At 72.2% G+C, this 25,226-nt stretch carries 23 protein-coding genes and 1 pseudogene; 12 read left to right on the top strand and 12 right to left on the bottom strand.

Annotation, left to right across the window (positions count from 1 at the left end; all coding sequences use genetic code 11):
* Positions 1-30: 30 nt before the first annotated feature.
* The 9 genes from dinB (at position 31) to ACCP09_RS11300 (ending at position 10,732) form a co-directional block, all read left to right on the top strand.
* Complete coding sequence (dinB, locus tag ACCP09_RS11340; RefSeq protein WP_084022892.1) at positions 31-1,221, top strand: DNA polymerase IV; 1,191 nt, start codon at positions 31-33, stop codon at positions 1,219-1,221.
* A 429-nt stretch (positions 1,222-1,650) separates the two neighbouring features.
* A complete protein-coding gene (locus tag ACCP09_RS11335; RefSeq protein ID WP_433745621.1) occupies positions 1,651-3,159 on the top strand; it encodes a glycosyltransferase family 39 protein in 1,509 nt (502 codons plus the stop codon).
* A 91-nt stretch (positions 3,160-3,250) separates the two neighbouring features.
* Complete coding sequence (locus ACCP09_RS11330) at positions 3,251-4,033, top strand: polysaccharide deacetylase family protein (RefSeq protein ID WP_433745618.1); 783 nt, start codon at positions 3,251-3,253, stop codon at positions 4,031-4,033.
* A gap of 84 nt (positions 4,034-4,117) precedes the next feature.
* Entirely contained in the window at positions 4,118-5,062 is a 945-nt protein-coding gene (locus tag ACCP09_RS11325) for an ABC transporter substrate-binding protein (RefSeq protein WP_378362378.1), read from the top strand.
* Positions 5,049-5,960, top strand: coding sequence for an amino acid ABC transporter permease (locus ACCP09_RS11320; RefSeq protein ID WP_051362994.1), 912 nt, complete (start codon positions 5,049-5,051; stop codon positions 5,958-5,960). Before ACCP09_RS11325 ends, ACCP09_RS11320 begins: the two co-directional genes overlap by 14 nt.
* Before the next feature lies 1 nt (position 5,961).
* On the top strand, positions 5,962-6,726 hold the full coding sequence (locus ACCP09_RS11315) for an amino acid ABC transporter ATP-binding protein (protein ID WP_123685794.1): 765 nt from the start codon (positions 5,962-5,964) through the stop codon (positions 6,724-6,726).
* On the top strand, positions 6,726-8,447 hold the full coding sequence (locus ACCP09_RS11310; RefSeq protein WP_433745614.1) for an aminotransferase class V-fold PLP-dependent enzyme: 1,722 nt from the start codon (positions 6,726-6,728) through the stop codon (positions 8,445-8,447). Before ACCP09_RS11315 ends, ACCP09_RS11310 begins: the two co-directional genes overlap by 1 nt.
* Positions 8,448-8,502: 55 nt before the next feature.
* The gene (locus ACCP09_RS11305; RefSeq protein ID WP_027935413.1) at positions 8,503-8,703 is read left to right on the top strand and encodes a DUF3072 domain-containing protein; all 201 of its coding nucleotides are present in this window, start codon (positions 8,503-8,505) and stop codon (positions 8,701-8,703) included.
* Between the two features lie 199 nt (positions 8,704-8,902).
* Entirely contained in the window at positions 8,903-10,732 is a 1,830-nt protein-coding gene (locus ACCP09_RS11300) for a LamG-like jellyroll fold domain-containing protein (protein ID WP_433745609.1), read from the top strand.
* 36 nt (positions 10,733-10,768) lie between these two features.
* Here ACCP09_RS11300 and ACCP09_RS11295 read toward each other — a convergent pair whose 3' ends face one another.
* Positions 10,769-11,515: an SDR family oxidoreductase gene (locus tag ACCP09_RS11295; RefSeq protein ID WP_378336060.1), complete on the bottom strand. Its 747-nt coding sequence runs from the start codon at positions 11,513-11,515 to the stop codon at positions 10,769-10,771.
* Between the two features lie 106 nt (positions 11,516-11,621).
* On the opposite strand from ACCP09_RS11295, the gene ACCP09_RS11290 reads away from it, so the two are divergent.
* Positions 11,622-12,857, top strand: coding sequence for a PucR family transcriptional regulator (locus tag ACCP09_RS11290; protein ID WP_051362993.1), 1,236 nt, complete (start codon positions 11,622-11,624; stop codon positions 12,855-12,857).
* 235 nt (positions 12,858-13,092) lie between these two features.
* Positions 13,093-14,397 (top strand): PucR family transcriptional regulator, encoded by a 1,305-nt coding sequence (locus ACCP09_RS11285; protein ID WP_123685791.1) that lies wholly within the window; start codon positions 13,093-13,095, stop codon positions 14,395-14,397.
* A gap of 38 nt (positions 14,398-14,435) precedes the next feature.
* On the opposite strand, the gene ACCP09_RS11280 is transcribed toward ACCP09_RS11285, so the two are convergent.
* Genes ACCP09_RS11280 through ACCP09_RS11235 form a run of 10 tightly spaced genes read right to left on the bottom strand, consistent with a single transcriptional unit; the run spans position 14,436 to position 24,042 of the window.
* Positions 14,436-14,978, bottom strand: a complete 543-nt coding sequence (locus tag ACCP09_RS11280; protein ID WP_433745604.1) for a hypothetical protein — start codon at positions 14,976-14,978, stop codon at positions 14,436-14,438.
* A gap of 13 nt (positions 14,979-14,991) precedes the next feature.
* A complete protein-coding gene (locus tag ACCP09_RS11275) occupies positions 14,992-16,044 on the bottom strand; it encodes an MCE family protein (protein WP_433745601.1) in 1,053 nt (350 codons plus the stop codon).
* Positions 16,045-17,067, bottom strand: coding sequence for an MCE family protein (locus tag ACCP09_RS11270; RefSeq protein WP_037323124.1), 1,023 nt, complete (start codon positions 17,065-17,067; stop codon positions 16,045-16,047).
* Positions 17,064-18,065 carry an MCE family protein gene (locus tag ACCP09_RS11265; protein WP_433745598.1) on the bottom strand — a complete coding sequence of 334 codons (1,002 nt, stop codon included), beginning with the start codon at positions 18,063-18,065 and terminating at the stop codon, positions 17,064-17,066. Before ACCP09_RS11265 ends, ACCP09_RS11270 begins: the two co-directional genes overlap by 4 nt.
* Positions 18,065-19,066 carry an MCE family protein gene (locus ACCP09_RS11260; RefSeq protein WP_433745595.1) on the bottom strand — a complete coding sequence of 334 codons (1,002 nt, stop codon included), beginning with the start codon at positions 19,064-19,066 and terminating at the stop codon, positions 18,065-18,067. Before ACCP09_RS11260 ends, ACCP09_RS11265 begins: the two co-directional genes overlap by 1 nt.
* Complete coding sequence (locus ACCP09_RS11255) at positions 19,054-20,058, bottom strand: MCE family protein (protein ID WP_433745592.1); 1,005 nt, start codon at positions 20,056-20,058, stop codon at positions 19,054-19,056. Before ACCP09_RS11255 ends, ACCP09_RS11260 begins: the two co-directional genes overlap by 13 nt.
* A complete protein-coding gene (locus ACCP09_RS11250) occupies positions 20,055-21,236 on the bottom strand; it encodes an MCE family protein (protein WP_433745589.1) in 1,182 nt (393 codons plus the stop codon). The genes ACCP09_RS11255 and ACCP09_RS11250 overlap by 4 nt, the downstream gene beginning before the upstream one ends.
* Entirely contained in the window at positions 21,233-22,027 is a 795-nt protein-coding gene (locus ACCP09_RS11245; protein ID WP_051363153.1) for an MlaE family ABC transporter permease, read from the bottom strand. The genes ACCP09_RS11250 and ACCP09_RS11245 overlap by 4 nt, the downstream gene beginning before the upstream one ends.
* 37 nt (positions 22,028-22,064) lie before the next feature.
* Positions 22,065-22,847: an MlaE family ABC transporter permease gene (locus ACCP09_RS11240; RefSeq protein ID WP_027935402.1), complete on the bottom strand. Its 783-nt coding sequence runs from the start codon at positions 22,845-22,847 to the stop codon at positions 22,065-22,067.
* A 1-nt stretch (position 22,848) separates the two neighbouring features.
* Positions 22,849-24,042, bottom strand: a complete 1,194-nt coding sequence (locus ACCP09_RS11235) for a DUF6801 domain-containing protein (RefSeq protein ID WP_433745586.1) — start codon at positions 24,040-24,042, stop codon at positions 22,849-22,851.
* A gap of 217 nt (positions 24,043-24,259) precedes the next feature.
* Between ACCP09_RS11235 and ACCP09_RS11230 the strand changes: the two are divergent.
* Positions 24,260-24,613: pseudogene (locus ACCP09_RS11230) on the top strand (GtrA family protein); the annotation flags it as partial.
* A gap of 41 nt (positions 24,614-24,654) precedes the next feature.
* Here ACCP09_RS11230 and ACCP09_RS11225 read toward each other — a convergent pair.
* On the bottom strand, positions 24,655-25,226 hold a 572-nt coding region (locus ACCP09_RS11225; RefSeq protein WP_433745584.1), incomplete at its 5' end, for an AMP-binding enzyme.

Genomic DNA, 25,226 nt, shown 5'->3' with positions numbered 1-25,226 from the left:
AATGTCGGTGGCGGGTGCGAACATGTGTTCGTGACGAACGAGGGCCCGATCCTGCACGCCGACCTGGACGCGTTCTACGCGTCGGTCGAGCAGCGTGACGACCCGTCGCTGCGCGGGCGGCCGGTGATCGTCGGCGGCGGGGTGGTGCTCGCGGCGAGCTACGAGGCCAAGGCGCGCGGGGTGCGCACGGCGATGGGGTGCGCGCAGGCGCTGCGGCTGTGCCCGGCGGCGGTGGTGGTGCCGCCGCGGATGGCGGCCTACAGCGCGGCGAGCAAGGCGGTGTTCGCGGTGTTCGAGGACACCACGCCGCTGGTGGAAGGGCTCTCGATCGACGAGGCGTTCCTCGACGTCGGCGGGCTGGCCCGGATTTCCGGCACGCCCAGCCGGATCGCGGCCGATCTGCGCCGCGCGGTGGCGGAGCGGGTCGGGCTGCCGATCACGGTCGGGGTGGCGCGCACGAAGTTCCTCGCGAAGGTGGCCAGCGGGGTGGCGAAGCCGGACGGGCTGCTCGTGGTGCCGCACGACCGCGAGCTGGAGTTCCTGCACCCGCTGCCGGTCGAGCGGTTGTGGGGCGTGGGGAAGGTGACGGCGGAGAAGCTGCACGCGCGCGGCATCCGGACGGTGGGGCAGGTCGCCGAGCGGGGCGAGGCGGAACTGGTGGCGCTGCTGGGGCGGGCCGGCGGGCGGCACCTGTTCGCGCTGGCGCACAACCGGGATCCGCGCCCGGTGGTCGTCGGACGGCGGCGGCGGTCGATCGGGGCGCAGCGGGCGTTGGGGCGGCGGGCGCGGTCGCCGGACGAGCTGGACGAGATCCTGGCCGCGCTGACCGACCGGCTGGCGCGGCGGCTGCGGGCCGCGCACCGGGTGTGCCGGACGGTGGTGCTGCGGATGCGGTTCGCCGACTACACCCGCGCGACGCGGTCGCAGACGGTGCCGCACCCGACGGCGCACACCGAGGACGTCCTGGCCACCGCGCGGGGCCTGCTCGCCGCCGCGATGCCGATGATCCGCGAGCGGGGGATCACGCTGATCGGCCTCGCACTGTCCAACCTGGACAACGACACGCCGCTGCAACTGGAGCTGCCCTTCGGCGAACACCAGCCCGACGCGCTCGACGCCGCGCTCGACCAGGTCCGCGACCGCTACGGGTCGAAAGCGGTCACCCGGGCGATGCTCCTGGGCCGCGACGACGGCCCGACGGTGCCCCTGCTGCCCGACTAGTGACCGTCCGATCACGACACGTACCCGGGTGTCGGTGGTGGAGCGGAGGCGCATGGCTAGGAGTTGCGGCAGGTGCGACCGTTTGGAGCCTTGCGCGGCCCCGGATGGGGGGCCACGGTGGGGCTTGCGGGCAGGTGCCCGCCGGGGGCGGGAGTGCGGCATGACCAAGGCAGCGAGCAGGTTGGGCAGAGAAGTGGGAGCGCTCCCGGCTCGTCCGCTCAGCGGAGGGTTGGACCTTCCGGACGGCTTGCCTGTGGTGGGCCGTGGCCTGGAGCGGCCACTTCGGATCGTCCCGCCCGGGGTGGATCGGGTTCCGAGGCCGGGGCGGCGACCGTCGATCGCCCTGTCCGGCGGCTACCCGCCGCGCACGCCCCCTGACGGGGGCGGCACCGCCGCGCGCCCGCCCCACGCACCTACGCGGGCCGCGCGATGACCGGGACCGCGGCGCGGGCCGCCGCGCCGGCCATCCATCCGCTACCCCAGTTCGCCGCCGGGCCGGTGGGCGTCGTGCTCGTGGTGCAGGCCCTCGTGCTCAGCCTGTTGTCCGGGCGGTACGGGTTCCACCGCGACGAGCTGTACTTCCTCGCCGCGGGGAAGCGGCTCGACTGGGGATATGTCGACCAGCCGCCGGTCACACCGTTGCTCGCCAGGGCCGGAGCCGCCATGTTCGGCGACAGCCCGGCCGGTGTCCGCGCGCTGGCCACGGTCGCGGCGCTCGCCACCGTCCTCCTCGTCGCGCTCGTCGCCCGCGAACTGGGCGGCGGGCGCAGCGCGCAGACCCTCGCGGCGGGCGCGGCGGCGCTGTCCGCCTTCGTCCTCGTCGTCGGCCACATGCTCGGCACCGCGACCTTCGACCTGCTGGTGTGGGTGGCGATCGGACTGCTGGCGCTACGACTACTGCGCACGGGCGACGGCCGGTGGTGGCTCGCGATCGGCGCGGTCGCCGGCGTGGGCCTGGCCAACAAGTGGCTGGTCCTGCTGCTCCTCTCCGCGCTCGGCATCGCCGTGCTGATCACCGGGCCGCGGCACGTGTTCCGCAGCGCGTGGCTGCCCGCGGGCATCCTCGTCGCCGCGGTGCTCGCCGCGCCGGTCGTGTGGTGGCAGGCGACGCACGGCTGGCCGCTGCTCACCGTCGCGGGCGGCATCAGCGAGGACGACGGCGCGGAGAACCGCATCCTGTTCGTCCCGCTCCAGCTGGTCTACCTGTCGCCGGTGCTGGTGCCGGTGTGGATCGCCGGGATGGCGCGGCTGTGGCGCGACCCGCGGCTGCGCTGGGCCCGCGCGCTCGTCGTGGCCTACTTCGTGGTGTGCGTGGAACTGCTGGTCCTCGGCGGCAAGCCGTACTACTCGATCCCGCTACTGGTGCTGCTGATGGCCGCGGGCGCCGAACCCACCGTGCGCTGGCTCGCCCGCGGACGGCGCGCGGCCCGGCGGGCCCTGGCCGGTGCCCTCGTGGTGCTCGGGGCCGCGATGTCGCTCGTCGTGGCGCTGCCGGTGCTGCCGCCGGACGGGCTGAACCCGGTGCTGGCGATGAACAAGGAACAGGGCGAGCAGGTCGGCTGGCCCGAGTTCACCGCGACGGTCGCCGCGGTCTGGCAGCAGATCCCGGAGCCGCGGCGGGCCACGGCGGTGATCCTGACGCGCAACTACGGCCAGGCCGGGGCCATCGAGCGCTACGGCACGGACCTCGGGCTGCCGCGGCCCTATTCCGGCCACATGTCCTACGCCGACTGGGGCCCGCCGCCGGACAGCCACACCGGCCCGGTCGTCCTGGTCGGCGCGACCACCATGGCCGGCGTCGCAGACTGCCGCGTCGCCGCGGAACACGACAACGGGCTCGGCCTCGACAACGACGAGCAGGGCACCGTCGTCACCGTGTGCGGCGTGCTCACCCGGCCGTGGTCGGAACTCTGGCCGCAACTACGGCACTTCTACTGATCCGCCTTTTCGGACACGCCCGGAATTCCCCCGATCGAGGCACTTTTCACTCTATGGTGCGCGGGCGACGCCGCGATTCGTGGAGGTGCCCATGCGTTATCAGGTGCTGCGCCCGCCGTACTGCTACCGCTGGGCCGTCCTGATCTCCGTGGTGCTCGTGACGATCTCGCTGATCATTTCGCTGTCCTGGTCCGGCGCCGAAGGCAGTCCCGTCGCATCTCACCCCGAACCCGGACAACCGATCCCCGCCACGTCCACCCCGCCGCCCGCGCCCGGCGCGCCCGTCCGGACGACCGCCAGACAGGGCCGGTTCGTGGCGCTGACCTTCGACGACGGCCCCGATCCCGCCTACACACCGCAGATCCTCGACCTGCTCGCCCAGCACGGCGCGGTGGCCACCTTCTGCATGGTAGGCACCCAGGTGCGCCGCCACCCCGAATTGGTGGAGCTGGTCGTGCGGCGCGGAATGCGCCTGTGCGACCACACGGTCAGCCACGACGAAGAACTGCCGAAACGCAACGAGGCGCGCATTTCCGCGGACATCACCGGAGCGCTGTCGGATCTGCGGCTCGCGGCCGACGGTGACGTTCCGGTTCCCTATTTCCGCGCGCCCGGCGGCAACTGGTCGGAAACGATCATCGCGATCGCTTCCCGCGAAGGGATGGCGCCGTTGGGCTGGTCGGTCGATTCGCGTGATTGGACGCTTCCGGGGTCACCCGCGATCGTGGCGACGGTGCGGCAGGCCGTGCACCCCGGCGCGGTGATCCTGCTCCACGACGGCGGCGGACAGCGGCGGCAGACCGTCGCCGCCCTCGCCGAGCTGCTGCCCTGGCTCGTGGCGCAGGGGTACCAGTTCGACTTCCCGGCCACCTGACCGACGGATTTCAACTCACAGTTGACGTCTTCAACACGCAGTTGTAGCGTCCCTGCTCATCGTTCGATCGGGTGAGGAGATGCGATGTCTGCGAGGTCACGGGTGACGCGCTGGGGCGCGGTGGTCGTCGGCTGCCTGCTGCTCACGGCAGCCTGCGGTGGCGGGTCCGACGGCGCCGGGAACGCCACCACCACCGGATCGGGCGTGCCGGACACCGCGGCGATCCTGCAGGGCGTCACGAAAGACCCGCAGCTCGCCGCGGGCCTGCCTGCTCCGGTCGCCCAGGCAGGCAAGCTCAACATCGGCTCGAACATGCAGTCCGCGCCGAACAACTTCTACTCCGCCGACGGCAAGACGCCGGTCGGGTTCGAGGTGGACATCGCCAAGGCCGTCGCGGCCAAGCTGGGCCTGACGGTCCAGCACACCGACATGGCCTTCGGCTCGCTGATCACCAGCCTGCAGTCCGGTCGCCTCGACCTGACCATGGCCGGGATGAACGACACCCAGGCCCGCCAGCAGCAGATCGACTTCGTGGACTACTTCACCTCCGGCATCACGATCATGGTCCGCAAGGGCAACCCGGACGGCATCACCGGCCCGGACTCGCTGTGCGGCAAGACCGTCGCGGTCGTGCAGGGCACCAGCCACCAGACCTTCGCCGCCGAGCAGAGCGCCAAGTGCGTCCAGGCAGGCAAGCCGGAGGTCACCACGACGGCCACGGACAGCGACTCGCAGAACCAGAACCAGCTGCGCACCGGCCGCGTCGCCGCCATCCTCAACGACCTGCCGACCGCGGCCTACGTCAGCAAGAACGCGGGCGGCGGCGAGTTCTTCGAGGTCGTGCCGGGCGAGCCGATCAACGGCGGGCCGTACGGCATCGGCGTCAACAAGGCCAACCCGCAGCTGCGGGACGCCGTCGCCGCCGCACTGACCGCGCTCGTCGACGACGGCACGTACGGCCGGATCCTCGACGCGTGGGGGGTCAAGCAGGGCGCGATCACGAAGGTGACCGTCAATGCCGGAAGCTGACCTGACCACCCGGGCGCCGCAGGCCGAACTGCCCATCGTGCGCCTGCGGCACTGGGGTCGCTGGGTGTCGGCGGTGGTCATCGTCGCCCTGCTCGCCGGGCTCGGCGTGGTGCTCGCGCAGGCGCAGATCCAGTACGACACGGTGCCGGAGTTCCTGTGGTACCACGTGATGCTGGTCGGCCTGCTCAACACCGTCCTGCTCGCGGTGATCGCGCAGGCCGTGGCGATCGTCATCGGCGTGGTGATCGCGCTGATGCGCCGGTCGGCCAACCCGGTCGCGCGCGTCGTAGCCGCGGTCTACATCTGGCTGTTCCGCGGGCTGCCGGTGCTGCTGCAGATCCTGATCTGGTTCAACCTGGCGCTGGTGTTCGAGTTCGTCTCGATCCCGCTGCCGTTCGGCGGCGGCTACCTGGTGCACGAGCCGACCAACGTCGTCGTCAGCGCGTTCGTCGCCGCGCTGCTCGGCCTCGCGCTCAACGAAAGCGCCTACATGGCCGAGATCGTGCGCGCCGGCCTGAACAGCGTCGACCGCGGGCAGACCGAGGCGGCGAAGTCGATCGGCATGACCCCGGCCATGACGCTGCGGCGGATCGTGCTGCCGCAGGCGATGCGGGTGATCATCCCGCCGACCGGCAACGACTTCATCAACATGCTCAAGGGCACCTCGATGGCGTCGGTGATCGGCGTGACCGAGCTGATCCACGCGGCCAACAACATCTCGTCCAACAACCTGCTGGTCATGGAGACGCTGCTGGCGGCCGCGATCTGGTACATGGTCGTGGTCACCGTCGCCAGCGTCGGCCAGCACTACCTGGAACGCGCGTTCGCGGGCGACCAGCGGTCCGCGCGGCCTTGGTCGCGCGTCGGCCGCGCCCTGACCACGCTGCGGAGGGCCTGACATGACCGAACCCCTGCTGCGCGCGGTCGGCGTGCGCAAGCACTTCGCCGGCACGGAAGTGCTGCGCGGGGTCGACCTGTCCGTCCACAAGGGACAGGTGGTCTGCCTGCTCGGCCCGTCCGGCGCGGGCAAGAGCACGTTCCTGCGCTGCGTCAACCACCTGGAGACCATCGACGGCGGCCAGGTGTGGGTGGACGGCGAGCCGGTCGGTTTCCGCCTGCGCGGCGGGAAGCTGCACGAGCTGCGCGAGCGCGAGGTCGCCCGGCAGCGGCGGGACATCGGCATGGTGTTCCAGCGGTTCAACCTGTTCGCGCACCGCACCGTGCTGCAGAACGTCACCGAGGGCCCGGTCCGGGTGCGCGGACTGTCCCCCGCCGAGGCCCGCCGCACCGCGCTGGACCTGCTGGACCGGGTCGGCCTCGCGCACCGCGCCGACGCCCACCCCGACCAGCTCTCCGGCGGCCAGCAGCAGCGCGTCGCGATCGCGCGGGCGCTGGCCATGAAACCGAAGCTGATGCTGTTCGACGAGCCGACCTCGGCGCTGGACCCGGAACTGGTCGGCGAGGTCCTGGAGGTGATGACCTCGCTCGCGGCCGAAGGGATGACAATGGTCGTCGTGACACACGAAATGGGGTTCGCGCGGGAGGTGGCCGACGAGGTCGTCTTCATGGCCGACGGTGCGGTCGTGGAGACCGGGCCGCCCGCGCAGGTCCTGGGCGCGCCGGAGCACGAGCGCACCCGTCAGTTCCTGGCGCGCATCCTCTGATGGCCAGGATCTCGCCCAGCTACCTGCTCCAGTTCGACGAGCCCGCCGGCTACCTGGACTTCGCCCGCTACGGCCCGCCCTCGCACGCCGTCGTGGACACCACCGCGCGCCTGCTGCACGCCTCGGCCAAGGCCGGCCCGTCCACAGTGGACGACCTGATGCGGCAGGAGATCCGCGCGAAGGCGGCCGTGGCGCGGTTGTGCGGCACCGACACCGACCACGTCGTCCTGCTGCCCAACACCAGCCAGGGCCTGTTCCAGGCCGCGTTCAACGCCCCGGCGGGCGAGGTGCTGGTGTCGGCCGCGGAGTTCCCGGCCAACACCTACCCGTGGGCGCGGGCCGAGGAGGCCGGGCGGATCACGCTGCGGCGGATGCGCTGCCGCCACGTGACCCCGGAGGTCGTGACGACGGAACTGGGCCCGGACACGGCGGTGGTGTCGGTCAGCGCGGTCGACTTCCGCACCGGCTACCGCGCGGACCTCGCCGCGCTGCGGGAAACCGTGGGCGACCGGCTGCTCGTGGTCGACGGCATCCAGGGCTTCGGGGTGGTCGACGCGCCATGGGACGCGGCGGACGTGCTGGTCGTCGGCGGCCAGAAGTGGCTGCGCGCGGGCTGGGGCACCGGGTTCGCGGTGCTGTCGGACCGGGCGCTGGAGCGGATGCGGCCCGTGCTGTCGGGCTGGACCGGCGCACACGACGCCGGGCTGTTCGACGACGAGATCCACCCGCCCGCGGAGTTCGCGGCGTCGTGGTCGGTGAGCAACCTGAGCCCGGTGACGTCGGGCGCGTTCGCCGCGGCGCTGGAACTGGTCGAGGAGGCCGGGGTGGCGGCCATCGAGTCGCGCATCGCCGAGCGCGTTGGCGAGCTCGAGGAGATGCTGCGCTCGCTCGGCGCGGAGATCGTGTCGGCGACCGACCGGCGCGCCGGGATCCTCGCGTTCAGCCTGCCCGGGCACCCGGCGGAGCGGGTCGGGGCGGTGCTGGCCACGGAGGGCATCGCGGCGACCGTGCGCACCGAGCACGTGCGGCTCTCCCCGCACGCGTCCACGCCGGTGTCGGCCGTCGAGGCCGTCCGCACCGCGCTGGAGCACCTGTCCCGCCCGCTGCCCGCCAGCCGGGTGCCCTCCGCGGCCGCCACCGATTCGGTGCTGTCCGCGCTGGTCCCGGCGGTGAGCGGCCTGGCCGCGATGCTCGGCCCCGGCAACGAGGTCGTGCTGCACGACCTGTCCAAGCTGCCCGACTCGATCGTCGCCATCGCGGGCGGCATCACCGGCCGCGAACCCGGCGGGCCGATGACGGACCTGCTGCTCGGGCTGGTCCGCCGCGGCACGACGCACGACCTGACCAACTACGAGACCCACGGCCCGGACGGCAGGCCGATCCGCTCGTCGACGATCTTCCTGCGCGATCCGGACGGCGTGGCGATCGGCTGCCTGTGCGTGAACAGCGAGGTGACGCAGGGGCCGGCGAGCGAGGTGCGGGCCGAGAGCTTCCCGCCGGACGTGGACAGCCTCCAGCGGTTCCTGGTCGACCGGGCGGTCGCGCAGGCCGGGATCCCGGTGGGGCTGATGAAGAAGAAGCACAAGGCCGCGGTGGTGCGGGAGCTCGACGAGGCCGGGTTCTTCCTCATCAAGGACGCGGTGGACTTCCTCGCCGGTGAGCTGGAGGTCACCCGCTACACGATCTACAACTACCTGAACGAAATCCGCGCCGAGGCATGAGCGGGCGTTCTCCGGGGTAAGCCGGTTTCGAACACACCGGCGAACGGAGGCAGGGGTGACCGGACCGCAGAACCCGGAGAAGGACCCGCAGGACTGGACGACGGGCGAGGAGCAGATGACCGGCCCGCAGCGCTCGTACCTGCAGACACTGGCCCGCGAGGCCGGTGAGGAGCTGCCGGCGGACCTGACCAAGGCCGAGGCGTCGCAGCTCATCGACCGGCTGCAGGAGAAGACCGGCCGCGGCGCGGATTCCTGAGCGCGGGACTCGCGCGAGAACGGGGGGACTCGCAGGCCGGAGCGCGGGACTCGCGGGTAGGTGACGCGGGACTTGCGGGCAAGCGGCGGCGCCGGCGCGCCAAGGTTCACTCCGCGGGCGGGGATCGTTCCACGAGGGGACATCGGGACGTCAGACATGATCACCAGGCTGGGCGCGACTTTTCAGCCCAGGAGGCGGTATGTCCGACAGATCCCCATCCCCCGGTCTCGCTCGCCGGACCCTGCTGCAGGCCGCGGTGGGCACCCCCGTCGCGGCGGCGGCCGTGCTCGGCGCGCAGCCCGTTCAGGCCGCCGAGGCCGCGGGCGGCCCGGCCGACGCCGAGAGCCCGCGGTTCACCCTCGCGGTCGTGCCCGACACCCAGTACCTGTTCGACGAGGGCGGCTCCGACCCGGAGCCGGTCCGGGCGACCTTCCGCCACGTCATCGACCGGCGCCGGGAGGACGGCACCGTCTTCCTCGCGCACCTCGGCGACGTCACCGAGCACGGCACGACGACCGAGATGCGCCTCGCCGACGACGTCTTCCGCACGATCGACGGCCGCATGCCCTACAGCGTCCTCGGCGGCAACCACGACGTCTCCGGCGACGACCAGCGCGGCGACACGCCCTACCTGCGGACGTTCGGCCCGCGGCGCTTCGCCCGCTCCGCCACCTACCAGGGTTCCTCGCCCGACGGGTACAACAGCTTCCACATCTTCCGCGCCGCCGGGCGGCAGTGGCTGCTGCTCGCGCTGGACTGGCGCGTCTCGGACGCCGGGATCGCCTGGACGAAGGGCGTCCTGGACGCGCACCGCGGGCTGCCGACGATCCTCACCACCCACGACCTCGTCTACCCCGAAGACGGCGGCGGCGCGCACCTGTCCGACCACGGGCAGCGGCTGTGGGACCAGGTCATCCGCCGCCACGACCAGATCTTCCTCGCGATGGGCGGGCACTACTGGCCCACCGGCCGCACGACGCTGACCAACGACCACGGCAACCCCGTGGACCTGCACATCACCAACTACCAGGACCGCTACTACGGCGGCGCGGGCATGCTGCGGTACTACGCCTTCGACCTGGCGCGCGGCGTGATCGACGTCAGCACCTTCTCCCCCTGGCTGCAGGCGCGGCGCGACCCGACCGCGCTGGAAGCCGAGACCCACGAGCTGACCGGCGACACCGACCGGTTCACCGTCGAGGTCGACTTCGACCGCCGGTTCCCGCCCGCGCCGCTGCCCGCCCGGCCCGCCGCGAAGGTCGTCATCCCCGGCACGGTCGCGTACTGGCGCTTCGACGGCGAGGGGCTGACCGGCGCGGACGGCAGCCCGGTCGCGGCCGGCGCCGTGGCGCGGGACCTGTCCGGCAACGGCAACGACCTCACGGTCACCCGCCTGCACGACGGACCCGCCGACGTGCTCACCTTCTCCGCCGAACACCACCGCGCCGCCCCCGGGCACGGGAGCCTGCGTTTCGACGGCGGGCAGAACCCGGACCGCGGTGCGGTGCTGCGGACCAGCGCGAGCGCGCCGCTCGCCCGCGCGCGGTTCGAGAACGGCTACACCATCGAAACGTTCATCAAGCTGCCCGACCCGTTCGTCGGCGACCACGCGTTCATGGGCATCCTGAGCTGGGAGGGCCGCAGCGGCGACGCGGGCAAGACCAGCGGGTGGTCGCAGGACGAGCCGACGTGCAGCCTCAACCTGTCCGGAGAGCGCTTTCTGCAGTTCGTGGTGTACCCGGTCGACCGGGACGCCGACCCGACGTCGTGGAGCCACGCGCTGCCGGTGGGCCGGTGGACGCACGTCGCGGTGGTCAACGACGGGCGCCGCACGGTGACCTACGTCGACGGCTCCCGCATCGCGCGCAACGCCGCCGAGGACTCGAAGGGCATCACCACCCTGGGCAAGCCGTTCGCGATCGGCGGGACCCAGTTCGCCGAGAAGTACGGCCAGGGCTACTACGGCTGGCTGGGCGACACGCGCATCGTGTCGCGGGCCCTGCGGCCGGACCAGTTCCTGACGCGCTGAGCGACGGCCGGGGACCCGCGTCGGGTCCCCGGCCACTCAGGACAGCTTCGCGACCCAGCCCAGCGGCAGGTGCCGCATGGCGAAGCGCAGCGGGGCCCACGGCCAGGCCGGCGTGTACGCCTCGGCCCGTTCCCGCTCGATCGCCTTCACCATCGACGCCACGCCGGGCTTGGTGTCGACCAGCAGCGGCGTCTTGCGCACCCGCGCGTTCATCTCGGACCGGATGTAGCCGGGGAAGATCGTCGTCACCCGGATGTCCGTGCCGAGCGTGTCGGCGCGGATGCCCTCGGCCAACGCGGCCACCCCGGCCTTGCTCGCCGCGTAGGTGGTGAGGTTGCGCGGCAACCCGCGCATCGCGCTCATCGACGAGATCACCACCAGGTGCCCGGCCCCCTGCTCGCGGAAGATCTCCATCGCGGCCTCGCACTGGGCGAGCGCGGCGACGAAGTTCACCTCCGCCGTCTGCCGGTTCGCGGCGAAGTACCCGGTGCCCAGCGGCTGCCCCTTGCCCAGCCCGGCGTTGACGATGATCCGGTCCAGCCCGCCCAGTTCGTCGCGCAGTTCGCGGAACACCCGGAACACCGCGTCGTGGTCGGTGACGTCCAGACCGCGAACCGCTACTGTGACACCGGGATGCGCCGACGTCACTTCCCCGCGCAGGGCTTCGAGCCGCTCGACCCGCCGCGCGCACAGGGCGAGATCCCGGCCGAGCGCCCCGAACTGCCGCGCCATCTCCTCGCCGAGCCCGGCGCTGGCGCCGGTGATCAGAATCCGCTTTCGCACGGGGGAAAACCTATCCGGCGCCGGACTTCGTCGCAGCGTGACAAATATCGTGCCCCGCGGACCGAATGACGTTCGGCTCCTTCCGCTTGCCGTGATCGGCCGTAACATGAACGACTGCCCGAGGTCACGAAGGGGGTCGTTCGTCCTGGTAGAGAACCGGAACGCGGAGCTGCTCGCCTCCGGGCCGCGCTGGGTCGCCGTCGAACTGCGCCCGCACGCCGGGCGGATCGCGGCCGCGATCATGCAGGAGGTCCGGCGGTCAGTGCCGGCCTACGCGCGTCCGCTCACCGGGACGTTCGGCCGCGCGTTCACCGAGGGCGTCGAGCAGGCGGTCCGGCACGTCATCGAGAGCATCGGCAACCCGGCGATCAAGCACCACGACTGGATCGAGCTGTTCCGCGAGCAAGGCAGGCGGGAGTTCGCCGACGGCCGCAGCCTCGACGCCTTGCAGGCGGCGGCCCGCATCGGCGCACGGGTGGCGTGGCAGTACGTCGCGCCGGTGCTGCGCAAGGCGGGCGCGTCGCCGCAGGTGCTGGCGCACGCGGCGGAAATCATCTTCGCCTACGTGGAGGACCTGTCCGCCATCGCGCTGGACGGGTTCCACGAGGCGCAGTCCAGTTCCGGCGGCACCATCGAGCGGCGCCGGCGGCAGTTGCTGGAGCTGATCCTGTCCGGCCGCCCGGCCGGGCCGGAAACGCTGGCGAACATGTCGAAGGGCGCGGGCTGGGCCCTGCCGGACAAGGCCGCGATCGTCGCGCTGGAACGCGCCGAGGGCACCGCCGACTTCCCCGTCGAGCTGCTGGACGACGAGGTGCTGGTGGACCTGGAGAGCGCGCAGCCGTGCCTGCTGACGACCCGGCCGAAACGGCAGCTGTTCCCGCTCACCGGGCGCTGGAACGGCTGGCGCGCGGCGGTTTCGCCGACGGTCCCGCTCGCCGACGCGCCCGCCGCGCACCGCACCGCCCGGCGCGCGCTCGCGCTGCTGCCCGCGTGCTCGGCCGACGAGCCGATCACCTGGTGCGTCGACCGGTTGTCCGCGTTGTGGTTGCTGGGCGAGGACTTCCTCGCCGCCGAGGTGGCGCGGCAGGCGTTGCGGCCGCTGGACGAACTGGGCGGCAAGCAACGCGACCGTCTCGGCGAGACACTGCTCGCGTGGCTGGAAACCCGTGGCGGCGCACCGGAAATCGCCAAGCGGCTGCAGGTGCACCCGCAGACCGTGCGGGCGCGGCTGCACCAGTTGCGCGAGCTGTTCGGCGACCGGCTGGACGACAGCGAGGACCGGTTCAGCATGCACCTGGCGTTGCGCGCGCAACGGCTCGCCGCGCGGGGTGAGCCGTCGTGAGCACGCGGATTTGTCACTTTGGTGAGGGAAACCGGAAGGCGGGCACTCACCGGGGTGGGGTGCGCTGGTCCGATCGCGCTGCCCGGTTGCTCCGCTCACGCAAGAGATCCTTGCCAAGCACGGGGCGTGGTGCGATGTTGTTCCTCCCGACAAGTGAAATCGAGGTTACCCGGACGACCGAATCGATCGGCTGCGAGGGCAGCGCCGCCAATTTTCGTTGCGATCAGAGGTAATCATGACGACCGATGCCGGTTACCGGCACGGGAACACCGTGCGGAAGAACGCCTCCCGAAGACCGCCCCGCGCGCCGGGACTCCCCCCGCGCCAGCGCCAGAACGCGCCGGACGTCACCGCCGGCATCGGACGCGCCAGCAGGCTGTGGGCCTCGCTGCCCCGTGAGCTGGCGAAGGCGTTCCGGCCGCACGCCGACGCCATGACGGCCGAGATCCTGCGGGAGATCCAGCTCGCGGTGCCCGAATACGCGCGGCCGCTGGAAGGCCCGTTCGGGCGCACCATCGTGCGCAGCATCCAGCAGGCGGTCCGGCACTGCATGGACAACCTGGGCAACCCGGCCGCGCCACAGGAGGCGTGGATCGGCGTGTTCCGGCACCTGGGCAAGGTCGAGTTCAGCGAGGGCCGGACGCTGGACCAGCTGCAGACCGCCTACCGCGTCGGCGGGCGGGTGGCGTGGCGGTACGTCGCGTCGGTGAGCCAGTCGCTGGGCCTGTCGACGGATTTCCTGTGCGTCGGGGCGGAGGCGATCTTCGCCTACGTCGACGAAATCTCGGCGCTGTCGCTGCAGGGGTACGCGGCCGCGCAGAAACGGGCGGCGGGCACCCGGGCGCGGCAGCGGCGGCAGTTGCTGGAACTGATCCTGGCCGACCCGCCCGCGTCGCCGAAGGCGATCGCCCGCCTGGCCGCGACGGCCGGGTGGCGGCTGCCGGAGCGGGTCGTGGCGGTGGCCCTGGAACCGCGCGCCGACCAGCACCACCGCGAGCCGCCGTCGCTGGACAGCGAGGTGCTCATGGACCTGGAGGGGCCGCAGCCGTGCCTGCTGGCCGATCCGCAGCTGGTCACGGCCGGGTCGCTGGAGCCGGCGCTGGCCGGGTGGCGCGCGGTGATCGGGCCCGAGGTGAAGCTGGGTGACGCGGCGATGTCGCTGCGCTGGGCACGCCGCACCGTGGACCTGGCGCGCCGCGGGGTGATCGACGCGCCGCCGCTGGCGCGGGCGACCGACCACCTGGCGACGCTGTGGCTGCTGTCGGACGAGTTCCTGGTGAAGGAGCTGATCCGGCGGTGCCTCGCGCCGCTGAGCGGGCTGACCGACAAGCAGCGGACCCGGCTGGGCCAGACCCTGCTCGCCTGGCTGCAGTCCAGCGGGACCGCGCCGGACATGGCGGACCGGCTGGGTGTGCACCCGCAGACCGTGCGGTACCGGATGCGGCAGCTGGAGGAGCTGTTCGGGGAGCGGCTCAACGATCCGGAGAGCCGGTCGGACCTGGAGATCGCCCTGCGGGCCGCCCAGTTGCTGGAGAAGTAGCCCGGGTGCCCGCCGCGGCGGGCGCCCGGGACGCCGGGCTACGCGCCTTCGAGGGCCTGGCAGGTCGGCGCCTTCTGGAACGCCTTGGCCAGTTCCGGGTTGTCGGTGAGGTCCTTGGTCGGGCCTTCGGTGGTGTTGCCGAGTTTGGCGAAGGCGTCGCTGGCGCCGCGGACCGCCTGCTCGAACGTGGCCTGGTCGCTGACCGGCGCGGACGCCAGCGCCGTGCGGGCCTCGTCGACGGAGGCCTTCGTCGTGTTCACGGTCTCCATCGCGCGCTGCACCGTGGCCGGGCCGTCGGTCACCGGGGGCGGGCCCTCGCGGGTGATGCCGTCGCCCAGGTCGGTCAGCGCCTGCGACAGCGACGCCAGGTAGGTGACCAGGCCCTCCCGCGCCTTGGCCACGTCGGAGGCGTCCACGCCGGGCAGCTGCGACAGCTTCGTGCCGCCGTCGCGGACGACCGCGCACACGTGGTCGGACCAGGTGATCGCGGCGGCGTTCTCCTCCGGCGCGGCCTTGTCCGGCCCGCAGCCGGCCAGCACCGCCAGACCGGCCAGCGCGCCGGCGACCAACACAGCTCTCACCAGAACCATCTCCTCAGCGTCGGCACCCGGCCGCCGTGTTCAGCGGCGCGGGTGTGGTGTCGAGGCCGTTGCGGTACCGGGTGCCCTCGTACCCGGCGGTGCACGGCAGCGGATCGAAGAACGTCGTGGCCAGGCCGAAACCGGCCGAGTCGCCCGCGATGACCGTGCTGCCCGCCTCGATCGCCGTCGGCGCGGCCACCAGCAGCTGCTCGACCCCGTTCCGGTGGGCCAGCAGCACCTGGGACGTCGTGAGCAGGTTCGTCAGCAGGGTGGTCAGGTTCGGGCCGGTCTCCCGCAGCAGCCCGCTGATCTGCCCGGCGGCGGGCGGCGCGGTGGACAGGATCGCCGACAGGTCCGCGTCCGAGTCGCGCAGCATCGCGGCGACGCGCTTGGCGTCCGCGCCGAACGCCGTGATCGCGCCGGAGTTCTCGATCTGCGTGGTCAGCACGGTGTCCGCGTCGGTGATCAGCTGGATCGTCTGCGGCAGGTGCGCCGAGGCCGACTGGGTGAACCCGGAGGTCGCGTCGAGCAGCGCCTGCAGGCTCGGTCCGGTGTCCAGCGTCGCGTCGTACAGCTCGTCCACCACCGACCGCAGCGCGTCCAGCGGCACCGACGCGACCAGCCGGTCCAGGTTCAGCACCAGCTGCTCGTTCGGCAGCGGCAGCCGCGTGCGGGACAACGCGATCACCGAGCCGTCGGCCAGCACCGCGCCGCCGGAGCTGCGCGGCCGCAGGTCGACGTACTGCTCCCCCACCGCCGACCGGTTGGTCACCACCGCCTCGACGTCCGCGGGCACCGGCGGGGCGCCGTCGTCGATCCGCAGGTCGGCCTCCAGCCCGGAGCCGGTGAGCCGCAGCTCGCCGACGCGGCCGATCGGCACGCCGTTGTAGGTGACTTCGGCGCCTGCGAAGATGCCGCCGGAGTCGGCCAGCTCGACGCGCACCACGTACCCGCCGCCGCCGAAGAGCCGGTCCAGCCCGGCGTAGCGGGCGCCCACGTAGGTGATCCCGGCCAGCGCGATCAACGCGAACACGATGACCTGCACACGCACCTTGCGGGTCAGCATCTAGGAACCACCACCCAGCGGGAGCGGCGCGGACTGCGGGCTCGTCCCTGAGGTTCGGGAGTCGAAGTCCAGGAACAGGTTGAGATAGTCGCCCTTGATCGCGTCGAGGGCGGCGTCCGGGAACGGGAACGTCAGCAGCATCTCCATCGCCTCCGGCAGCTGCTGTCCGGCCACGGTCAGCTGCCGCAGCGTCGGCTCCAGCGCCCGCAGGTCCGCGATCAGGTCGTCCTTGCCGCGGTTCACGGTGTCGACCGCGACGCCGGAGAGGTGGTCCAGCGAGGTGAGCATGGTGACCAGCTGCTCGTGCTGCCTGGCCAGCACGTCGATGCCGGGCGTGAGGTCGTCCAGCACCCCGGTGATCTGGTCCTTGCGCGCGGACAGCGACGCGGACAGCCGGTCGATCCCGTTGAGCGCCCTGGTGATCTCGCCGCGGTGCTGGTCCAGCCCGGCGACGAAGGTGTTCACCTCGGTCAGCAGGTCGCGGATCTCCGCCTCGTTGCCGCCCAGCGCGGCGTTGAGCTCGCGGCTGATCTGCTGCACCTGGCCCACGCCGCCGCCGTTGAGCAGCATCGACAGCGCGCCGAGCACCTCCTCGACCTGCGGGTTGCGGTTGGTCCGCTCGACCGGGATCCGGGCGCCGTCGGCGAGGGCGCCCTGCGGTTCGCCTGCCGCGGGCGGCCCCAGCTCGACGAACTTCTCGCCGAGCAGGCTGCTCTGCCGCAGCCACGCCTCCGCGTTCGCCGGCAGCCGCACCGAGCCGTTGACCAGCAGCGTGACCTGCGCGGTGCGGCCGTCGGCGGACAGGTCGATCCGCTCGACCCGTCCGACCGGCACGTCGTCGACCTGGACCGCGGACTGCGGCACCAGGTCGAGCACGTCCCGGAACCCGACGACGACCCGGTACGGGTGGTCGCCGAGGTCCGCGCCGCCGGGCAGCGGGGTGTCGTAGAGCCCGCCGAACGAGCAGCCGGTCAGCAGCGCCAGCGCGGCCAGCAGGGCCGCGGCCAGTGGGGTGCGCTTCATCGGCCGCCTCCCAGCGGCAGGACCGGGCCCATGCTGAACTCGTTGAGGTCGGCGCGGCTGTAGATCGTCGAGTTGGCCGGGTCGTAGGCGGCGAGCAGCCGGTTCAGCGCGTCCGGCGCGGTGGTCAGCGCCTCGGACAGCGACGCGCGCTGGTTCGCCAGCACCTGGGTGGTGCCCATCAGCTTGTCCACATTGGATTTGACCCGGCCGCGGTTGTCCCGCACGAACTGCTGGATCTGCCCGAGCGCGCCGGCCAGCTCGTCCAGCGACGCGCCGAAGACGTCCCGTTCCGAGGCGAGGAACGCCGACACCCGCGCGAGCAGGTCGGCCAGCCTGCCCACCTGGTCGTCGTTGTCGGCGAGCATCGTGGTGAACCGCTGCAGGTTGTCGACGGTGGCGAACAGGTCGTCGCGCGAGCCGCTCAGGGTGGTGGCGGCCTGGCCGAGCTGCCGGATCATCTCGCCGAGCTGCGCGCCGTTGCCGGTGAGGTCCTCCGCCGCGCTGCTGAGCAGGGCCGTCAGCGCGCCGTCGCCGTTGGCGCCCTGCGGGCCGAGGGCGGTGGTCAGCCGGTCCAGGCTCGCGAACAGCTGGTCCAGCTCGACCGGCACCGCGGTGCGGGCCACCGGGATCACCGTGCCGTCGGCGATCTCCGGGCCGCCCCGGTAGACCGGCGCGAGCTGCACGTACCGGTCGCTGACCAGGCTCGGCGTCACGACCAGCGCGGCCGCGTCGGCGGGCACCCGGATGCCGCGGTCCACCGTGAACCCGACCTCCACCTGCTGCCCCTGCGGCTCGACGGTGTCCACCGTGCCGACCGGCACCCCGAGGATCCGCACCTCCGATCCGGGGTAGATGCCGACGGCGGCGGTGAAGTACGCGGTGAGGTGCTTGCCGCGCCCGCTGTCGCGCACGACGATCACGATCGCGGTGGCCAGCGTCGCGATGATCACGACGAGCGCGCCCCAGCGCAGCCACCTGCCAAGGCGGGATACCGCCATCAGCCGCCCCCTCCCGGTTTCGGTGGCATGCACGGGCCGCCGTCGGCGGGGACGATCAGCCCGCACAGGTAGGTGTCGATCCAGTTGCCGTTGCCGATCGCGTCGCCGAGCAGCCGGTAGAACGGGCCGGACAGGCTCAGGCTGCGGTCGAGCGTGTTCTGGTTGCGCTGCAGCACGTCGGTGACGCGGTCGAGCTGTTCCAGCGCGGGCTGCAGCTGCGCGTTGTTCTCCTCGATCAGCCCGCGCACCTGCTGCGAGAGGTCGCGGGTGCCGCGCAGCAGCTGGTCGAGCGCGGACCGGCGCTGGTCGAACTCGGTCAGCAGCACGTTCCCGTCGGTGATCAGCCGGGCGAGCTGGTCGGTGCGCTCGGCGACCGTGCCACTCAGCTGGGCGGTGCCGCTCAGCAACTGCTTCAACTCCGTGTCGCGTGAGGAAATGGTCTGCGACAACGCGGCCAGACCGTCCAAAGCGGACCGCACGTCCTGCGGGGTGGCGGCGTCGAAGGTCTGCGCGAGCGTGCGGAAGCTCGCCGCCAGCTGGTCGGTGTCCAGTTCGCCGGTGGTGCGGGCGAGGTCGGCGAAGGCGTCGTTGACGTCGTACGGCGTGACCGTGCGGTCGCGCGGGATCGGCTGGTCCGGGTCCTGCTCACGTTCGCCACGCGGGTCGAGCGCGAGGTTCTTGGCCCCCAGCAACGTCTTGATCCGCACCGAGACGGTGCTCTCGTCGCCGACCCACGTGTCGGTGACGCGGAAGGTGACCTTGACGTGGTCGCCGCCCAGCGAGACGCCGGTGACCTCGCCGACCTTCGCGCCCGCGACGCGCACCTCGTCCCCGCTCTTGAGGCCGGCGGCTTCGGTGAACTCCGCCGTGTAGGTGGTGCCGCCCAGCGCGGGCAGGCGGTCCCAGAACAGGGTGAGCCCGCCGAGCACGAGCATCAGGGCCAGCCCGGCGAGGCCGAGGCGGAAGGAGTTGCGTGACCGGAACGACTTCACCGGCGGCACCTCGCCTCGGTCACGGGCACGCCGACCGGGCCGCCGCCGGGCGCCGGGGCGGCGTCGGAGCGCACCGAGCACAGGTAGAAGTTCAGCCACGAGCCGTAGGACGCGATCCGGCCGATCGACTCGTACTTGACGGGCAGGTTGTTCAGGAACCTCTCGAACTCCGGTGTGTTGTCACCCAAGGTCCTCGCCAGCTCCTCCAGCGCGTCGATGTCGGCCCGCAGCGGTTCCCGCGCGTCCTGCACGAGCCCGGCGGTGGCGGTGGTGAGGTCGGCGATACCGTCGACCGCCTCACCGATCGGCCCGGAGTTCGCGGCGAGCCCGGACACCAGCTGCTGCGTGGCGTCGAGCAGCTGCGCGAGCTGCCCGTCGCGGGCGTTGACGCGGTCGAGGACCTCGTTGAGGTTCGTGATCACCTGGCCGATCACCTGGTCCTGGCCGGCCAGCGACGACGTCAGCGATGCGGTGTGCCGCAACAGGTCCGCCACCGTGCCGCCCTCGCCCTGCAGCACCTGCACGATCTCGCCGGCGAGCTGGTTGACGTCCTGCGGGGACAGCGCCTGGAACAGCGGCTTGAACCCGTTGAACACCGCGGTCAGGTCCAGCGCGGGCCGGGTGCGTTCGAGCGGGATCAGCCCGCCCGGGTCCAGCCGTCCGGTGCCTGTCCCCTGGTCGAGCGTGATGTAGCGCTGGCCGATGAGGTTGCGGTACTTCACGGCCGCGGTGACCGTCGCGCTGAGCGCGCGGTCCTTGTCGACCTCGAAGGACACCTCGGCGATGCGGCGGTCGACGATCTCGATGCCGGTGACCTGCCCGATGCGGACGCCGGACATGCGGACGTCGTCACCGGAGTTGAGCGACGTGACGTCGCTGAACCAGGCGCGGTAGGTGACCGTGCCGCCGTCGCCGCGGTTGGCGATCGTGACGGCCAGCAGCCCGGTCGCCAGCACCGTGACGACCGCGAAGATCAGGCCCTTGACCAGCGGTCGGATCATTTCAGCGTCACCTCCGCGCCACGCAGCAGCGGGTTCATCAGCAGTCCGCTCCAGCCGGGGATCTCGGACGGCCGCTCCCCCAGCACGGGGGCGAGCAGCTCGGCCAGGAACCGCTGCGCCGCCGGGGTGTCCGCCCCCGGCGCGGCCGACCCGGCCGTGGGACACCGCGGTCCGTCCGCCGCGGGCGGCGGGGCGCCGCCCGGTTTCGGCGGCCGCACCGTGAGGTCCACGTGCAGGCCGGGTTCGGCCGTGCCCACCCCCAGGGCCCGCTCGACGACCGGCTTCAACCGGGCGGCCGCGTCGGCGACGCACGGGATCTCCGGGCTGTATTCGGCGAGCAGGTCGAGCACCGGCCTGCTGTCCGCCGACAGGTCGACCAGTGTGTCGTCGTTGGCGTCGAGGAAGCCGTGCGCGTCGTCGCCGGCGGCGGTGACCGTGGTGAACAACGCGGCGAGGTCCTGCTGCTGCCGGGTCAGGGTGGTCGCGGTGGTGCGCAAGTCGGCCATCGCGTCCACCAGGTCCGGCGCGGCGGTGGAGTAGGTGTGCACGGTGTCGGCGAGCTTGGTGATCGCGGTGCGCAGCTCCGGCACCTCCGGGTTGAGCCTGCCCAGGTAGTCGCCGAGCGACACCAGGGTCGTGCCCAGCTCGGGGCCGCGGCCCTCCAACGCCTGTGACACCGCGCCGAGGGTGCTCGCGAGCTTCTGCGGCTGCACGGTCTGCAGCACCGGCAGCAGATCGCGCAGCGCCTGCTCGACCTCGACCGCCTGCGTGCTGCGGTCCTCCTGGATCACCGCGCCGGCCGACAACGCGCGCGGCGCGGGCGCGGGCGGGATCACCAGGCTGACGTAACGCTGGCCGAACAACGTCTTCGGCAGCAGCCGGGCGGACACGTTCGCCGGGATGTCGTGGATCCGGTCCGGGTCCATCGCCAGCTCCACGTCGACCCAGCCGGGTTGGACGTCGATCGAGCGCACCGACCCGACGAGCACCCCGCGGACCTTGACGTCGGCGTTCTCCTTCAGCTGCGTGCCCGCCCGCTCGGCGCGCAGCACCACCGGGACCGCGGAGCTGAACGTCTTGCCGTAGATCGCGACCGCGAACCACCCCATCGCGCCGAGCAGCGCGATGAACACCAGGCCGAGCGCGCCGAACACCAGGCGCCTGCGCTGCTCGCTCATCCCGCCACCCGCACGGTCGTGGTGGCGCCCCAGATCGCCAGGCTGAGGAAGAAGTCGAGCACGCTGACCACGACGATCGACGTGCGCACCGAGCGTCCCACCGCGACGCCGACCCCGGCAGGCCCGCCGCCGGCGCGGTAGCCGTAGAAGCAGTGGGTGAGGATGATCGCGACGCTGAACACCATCACCTTCGCGAACGACCAGAGCACGTCCTCGGGCGGCAGGAACAGGCTGAAGTAGTGGTCGTAGGTGCCGCCGGACTGGCCGTAGACGGTGACGGTGATCGTGCGGGCCGCGAGGTAGGAGGTGAGCAGGCCGATCACGTACAGCGGGATGATCGCGACGAACCCGGCGATGATCCGGGTGGTCACCAGGTAGGGCATGCTGCGCACGGCCATCACCTCGAGCGCGTCGATCTCCTCGGAGATGCGCATCGCGCCGAGCTGGGCGGTGAACCCGGAGCCGACGGTGGAGGACAACGCGAGCGCGGCGACCAGCGGGGCGATCTCGCGGGTGTTGAAGTAGGCCGAGAGGAACCCGGCGAACGCCGACGTGCCCAGCTGGTCGAGCGCGGAGAAACCCTGCAGGCCGACGACGGTGCCGGTGAACACGCACATGCCGACCATCACGCCGATGGTGCCGCCGATGACGGCGAGCGCGCCGCTGCCGAACGCGACCTCGGCGAGCAGCCGGACCACCTCGCGGCCGTAGCGGGTGAGGGTGCGCGGCGCCCAGGCGAGGGCGCGCAGGTAGAACGCGAGCTGGTCGCCGAGTCGCACCAGGCCGTTCATCGGGCGCTCGGGGTTCAGCAACCGGTGGGTCACTGGCTCAGGCTCCCTTCGCAGGCACGACGCGCAGGTAGATCACGCTGATCACGAAGTTCACGAAGAACAGCAGCAGGAACGTGATGACGACGGACTGGTTGACGACGTCGCCGACGCCCTTGGCGCCGCCCTTCGGGTGGAGACCGCGGTAGGAGGCGACGAGCCCGGCGAGGAACCCGAAGATCACCGCCTTGACCTCGCCCACCCACAGGTCGGGCAGTTGCGCCAGCGCGGAGAAGCTGGCGAGGAACGCGCCCGGGGTGCCGCCCTGCAGCAGCACGTTGAACACGTAGCCGCCGGTGACGCCGACGAAGCTGACCATGCCGTTCAGCAGGACGGCGACGGCCATCGCGGCGAGCACCCGCGGCACCACGAGTCGCTGGATCGGGGAGACGCCGAGGACCTCCATGGCGTCGATCTCCTCGCGGATGGTGCGGGATCCGAGTTCCGCGCAGATCGCGGAGCCGCCCGCCCCGGCGACGACGAGGGTGGTGACGATCGGGCTGGCCTGCTGGATGACGGCGAGGACGCTGGCTGCGCCGTTGAACGACTCGGCGCCCAGCTGGCTGGTGAGGCCGCCGAGCTGGAGCGTGATGACGGCGCCGAACGGGATGCTGACGAGGGCGGCGGGCAGGATCGACACGCTCGCGACGAACCAGAACTGCTGCACGAACTCGCGGAACTGGAAGGGCCGCTTGAACATCGCGACGACGATGTCCAGCGCGAGGCCGAAGAGCTTGCCGAACTCGCCGACGGCGTTGCGGGCGGCGGTGACGGGGGCGGTCATCTCAGCCCACCCCCTGCGCGGTCAGCGTCGTGGTCATCCTGTTGCCCGGGCCGGAGATCAGGCCCGTCAGGAGCGGGTCCAGGTCCTCGCTCACGCCGCAGCCGGAGAACGCCGGGATGTCGAAAGTGGACTCCATCGTCGACTTGCTGCCGGGCACCAGCGACGTCTGCCCCTTCATCGGGATCACCAGCGGCGACACCGTGCGGCAACCCGGCCCGACCGCGATCGGCACGCCGTCCTGCTTCACGTCGCTCACCACCAGGTTCACCCGGATCGTCATGTCGATCGTGGGCGTGAACAGGCCGCCGCTGATGTCCGCGGTGCCCGTCGCCTTGCCCTCCTGCGGCAGTTCGACGTCGCTGGTCACCGGCATGAACCGGAACGCCACGAAGTAGCTGCTCGACTTCGGCAGGTTCAGGTCGCCCTCGATGCGAATCGTGTTCGGCACATCGCCGGTGAACAGGCCCGCGTCGAACGTGCCCTGCTCCAGCACCAGGTCCGAGCCCATCTTCGCGATGTGCGAGGTGCCGTCGACGAGGAACTTCGCTGTCAGCAACGGCGCTTCCGCCACCGCCGCCGCGACTTCGGGCACCACGACGTCGGGTATCGGGGGCGCCGCGGGAGCGGTCACCGCCATCCGCGCCAGCTCCCCGTTCGCCGCCGGATCGGTGGTGCAGGCGAGGTCGGCGTGCAACGTCTCCCCTCGCACGACCAGCTTGGGGGCCAGCGAGGTGAGGGAGACCGTCACCGGACCGGCGCCGGCCGCGATCGGCGGAACCCGGCCCGGCAGCGTGATCCGCAGCTCACCGTCGGCAGGGAGCGGGATCTCCGATGTGGACACTCCGGTGACGGTCAGTTCCTGGGTGCCCGCCTGCTGGGCGACGCTCAGCTCCACCGCGGCGGACGCGTCCACCGAAGTGCCGCCCGAATCCCGCAGCGCGTCCACCGCGGCAGCCGGCACGACGATGGCCACGGCGGCGTCGGAAACCGGCACGTTCGCGCCCTGCGCAACGGTTTCGGCGAACGTGGCGCTGAAGGACACCGGCACCTCGACCGGCCCGCCGGCCTGGCACGTGCTCGTGCCGCCGCGGGTTGCCGCGGTGGCGACGGCCGTCGTGGCGGGCGCCGGCGCGGCGGCCACGAGAGCCAGTCCCAGCGCGGCGACAGCGGCGCGACGTGACCGGGTTTGCGTCATCGAACCCTCCGGTAGCGGACCGCGAGGACGTTACCGGCGGGTCAACCAGCGCCACAACGCTTCACGTTCGATCTTCCGCACCGGCCGCGTTTCTTGTCACCGGGCTACGAAATACCGCTCCGCCGCCTGTCACCACCCGGCGACAGAATCCGGTTCGGGGTGGGCGGAAACCGGTTGGTGGACTAGCGTTTCGCCATCCCGCGACGAGGAGGTGGCGATGCGACGGCGGCAGCTGTTCCGGTTCGCCACCGTCGGCGCCGCCACCTTCGTCCTGACCACCGCGCTCAACTACGCGCTGAAACTGACGGTGCTGACGGACAAACCGGTGACCGCGCTCGCGATCGCGACGGTCGTGACCACCGCCGTTTCCTATGTCCTGTCCCGGGAATGGTCGTTCGACACGCGCGGCGGCCGCACGAAGCCCGCCGAGGCCGCGTTGTTCTTCCTCGTCAACGCGCTCGCGGTCGGGCTGAACCTGGTGCCACCGCTGGTTTCCCGGTACGCGCTGGACCTGCGGGCGCCGGAGGTGCCACTCGTGACGCAGGAGGCCGCCGACTTCATCAGCGGCATGGTCGTCGGCACCCTGCTGGGCGCGGTGTTCCGCTGGTGGGCCTACCGGAAGTGGGTGTTCCCGGCGGCAGGTGCCCACTCCTCCTCCAGCAGCAGCCGTTTGAGCACCTTCCCGGTCGGGGTACGCGGCAGCTCGTCGACGAACACGACCTCCCGCGGGATCGCGAACCGCGCCACCCGGCGGCGCAGGTACGCGCGCACGATGTCCTCGTCGAGCCGGGCGCCCGGCCGCACGGTCACGAACGCGACCAGCCGCTGCCCGAACTCGTCGTCGGGCACGCCGACCACGGCCGCGTCGGCGACGCCGGGCAGCTCGGTGAGCGCCTCCTCCACCGGCCGCGGGAACACGTTCTCCCCGCCGGAGACGATCATGTCGTCGTCCCGGCCCGCGACGAACAACCGGCCCTCGGCGTCGAGGTAGCCGCGGTCGCCGGTGTCCATCAGCTCGCGGCGGGTGGCCCGGCTGGTGCCGTCGGTGTAGCCGTCGAAGAGCAGGTCGTTGCCCACGAAGATGGCCCCGACCGTGCCGGGCGGCACCGGTTCGCCCGCCGGACCCAGCACCGCCAGTCGCGTGCCGAACGGCGGGTGCCCGGCGGGGGGGGGGGGGGGGCGCC

It is taken from the genome of Amycolatopsis sp. 3B14 (genome assembly GCF_050958625.1).
Lineage (GTDB): Bacteria > Actinomycetota > Actinomycetes > Mycobacteriales > Pseudonocardiaceae > Amycolatopsis_E > Amycolatopsis_E thermoflava.
This window is presented reverse-complemented; position numbering and strand designations above follow the sequence as displayed.

Bases quoted from the DNA above. Each gene is read 5' to 3' on its own strand.
- ACCP09_RS11335 (WP_433745621.1), top strand. From the start codon at position 1,651: ATGACCGGGACCGCGGCGCGGGCCGCCGCGCCGGCCATCCATCCGCTA.
- ACCP09_RS11330 (WP_433745618.1), top strand. From the start codon at position 3,251: ATGCGTTATCAGGTGCTGCGCCCGCCGTACTGCTACCGCTGGGCCGTC.
- ACCP09_RS11325 (WP_378362378.1), top strand. From the start codon at position 4,118: ATGTCTGCGAGGTCACGGGTGACGCGCTGGGGCGCGGTGGTCGTCGGC.
- ACCP09_RS11320 (WP_051362994.1), top strand. From the start codon at position 5,049: ATGCCGGAAGCTGACCTGACCACCCGGGCGCCGCAGGCCGAACTGCCC.
- ACCP09_RS11315 (WP_123685794.1), top strand. From the start codon at position 5,962: ATGACCGAACCCCTGCTGCGCGCGGTCGGCGTGCGCAAGCACTTCGCC.
- ACCP09_RS11310 (WP_433745614.1), top strand. From the start codon at position 6,726: ATGGCCAGGATCTCGCCCAGCTACCTGCTCCAGTTCGACGAGCCCGCC.
- ACCP09_RS11300 (WP_433745609.1), top strand. From the start codon at position 8,903: ATGTCCGACAGATCCCCATCCCCCGGTCTCGCTCGCCGGACCCTGCTG.
- ACCP09_RS11290 (WP_051362993.1), top strand. From the start codon at position 11,622: ATGAACGACTGCCCGAGGTCACGAAGGGGGTCGTTCGTCCTGGTAGAG.
- ACCP09_RS11285 (WP_123685791.1), top strand. From the start codon at position 13,093: ATGACGACCGATGCCGGTTACCGGCACGGGAACACCGTGCGGAAGAAC.
- ACCP09_RS11275 (WP_433745601.1), bottom strand. From the start codon at position 16,044: ATGCTGACCCGCAAGGTGCGTGTGCAGGTCATCGTGTTCGCGTTGATC.
- ACCP09_RS11270 (WP_037323124.1), bottom strand. From the start codon at position 17,067: ATGAAGCGCACCCCACTGGCCGCGGCCCTGCTGGCCGCGCTGGCGCTG.
- ACCP09_RS11265 (WP_433745598.1), bottom strand. From the start codon at position 18,065: ATGGCGGTATCCCGCCTTGGCAGGTGGCTGCGCTGGGGCGCGCTCGTC.
- ACCP09_RS11255 (WP_433745592.1), bottom strand. From the start codon at position 20,058: ATGATCCGACCGCTGGTCAAGGGCCTGATCTTCGCGGTCGTCACGGTG.
- ACCP09_RS11250 (WP_433745589.1), bottom strand. From the start codon at position 21,236: ATGAGCGAGCAGCGCAGGCGCCTGGTGTTCGGCGCGCTCGGCCTGGTG.
- ACCP09_RS11245 (WP_051363153.1), bottom strand. From the start codon at position 22,027: ATGAACGGCCTGGTGCGACTCGGCGACCAGCTCGCGTTCTACCTGCGC.
- ACCP09_RS11240 (WP_027935402.1), bottom strand. From the start codon at position 22,847: ATGACCGCCCCCGTCACCGCCGCCCGCAACGCCGTCGGCGAGTTCGGC.
- ACCP09_RS11235 (WP_433745586.1), bottom strand. From the start codon at position 24,042: ATGACGCAAACCCGGTCACGTCGCGCCGCTGTCGCCGCGCTGGGACTG.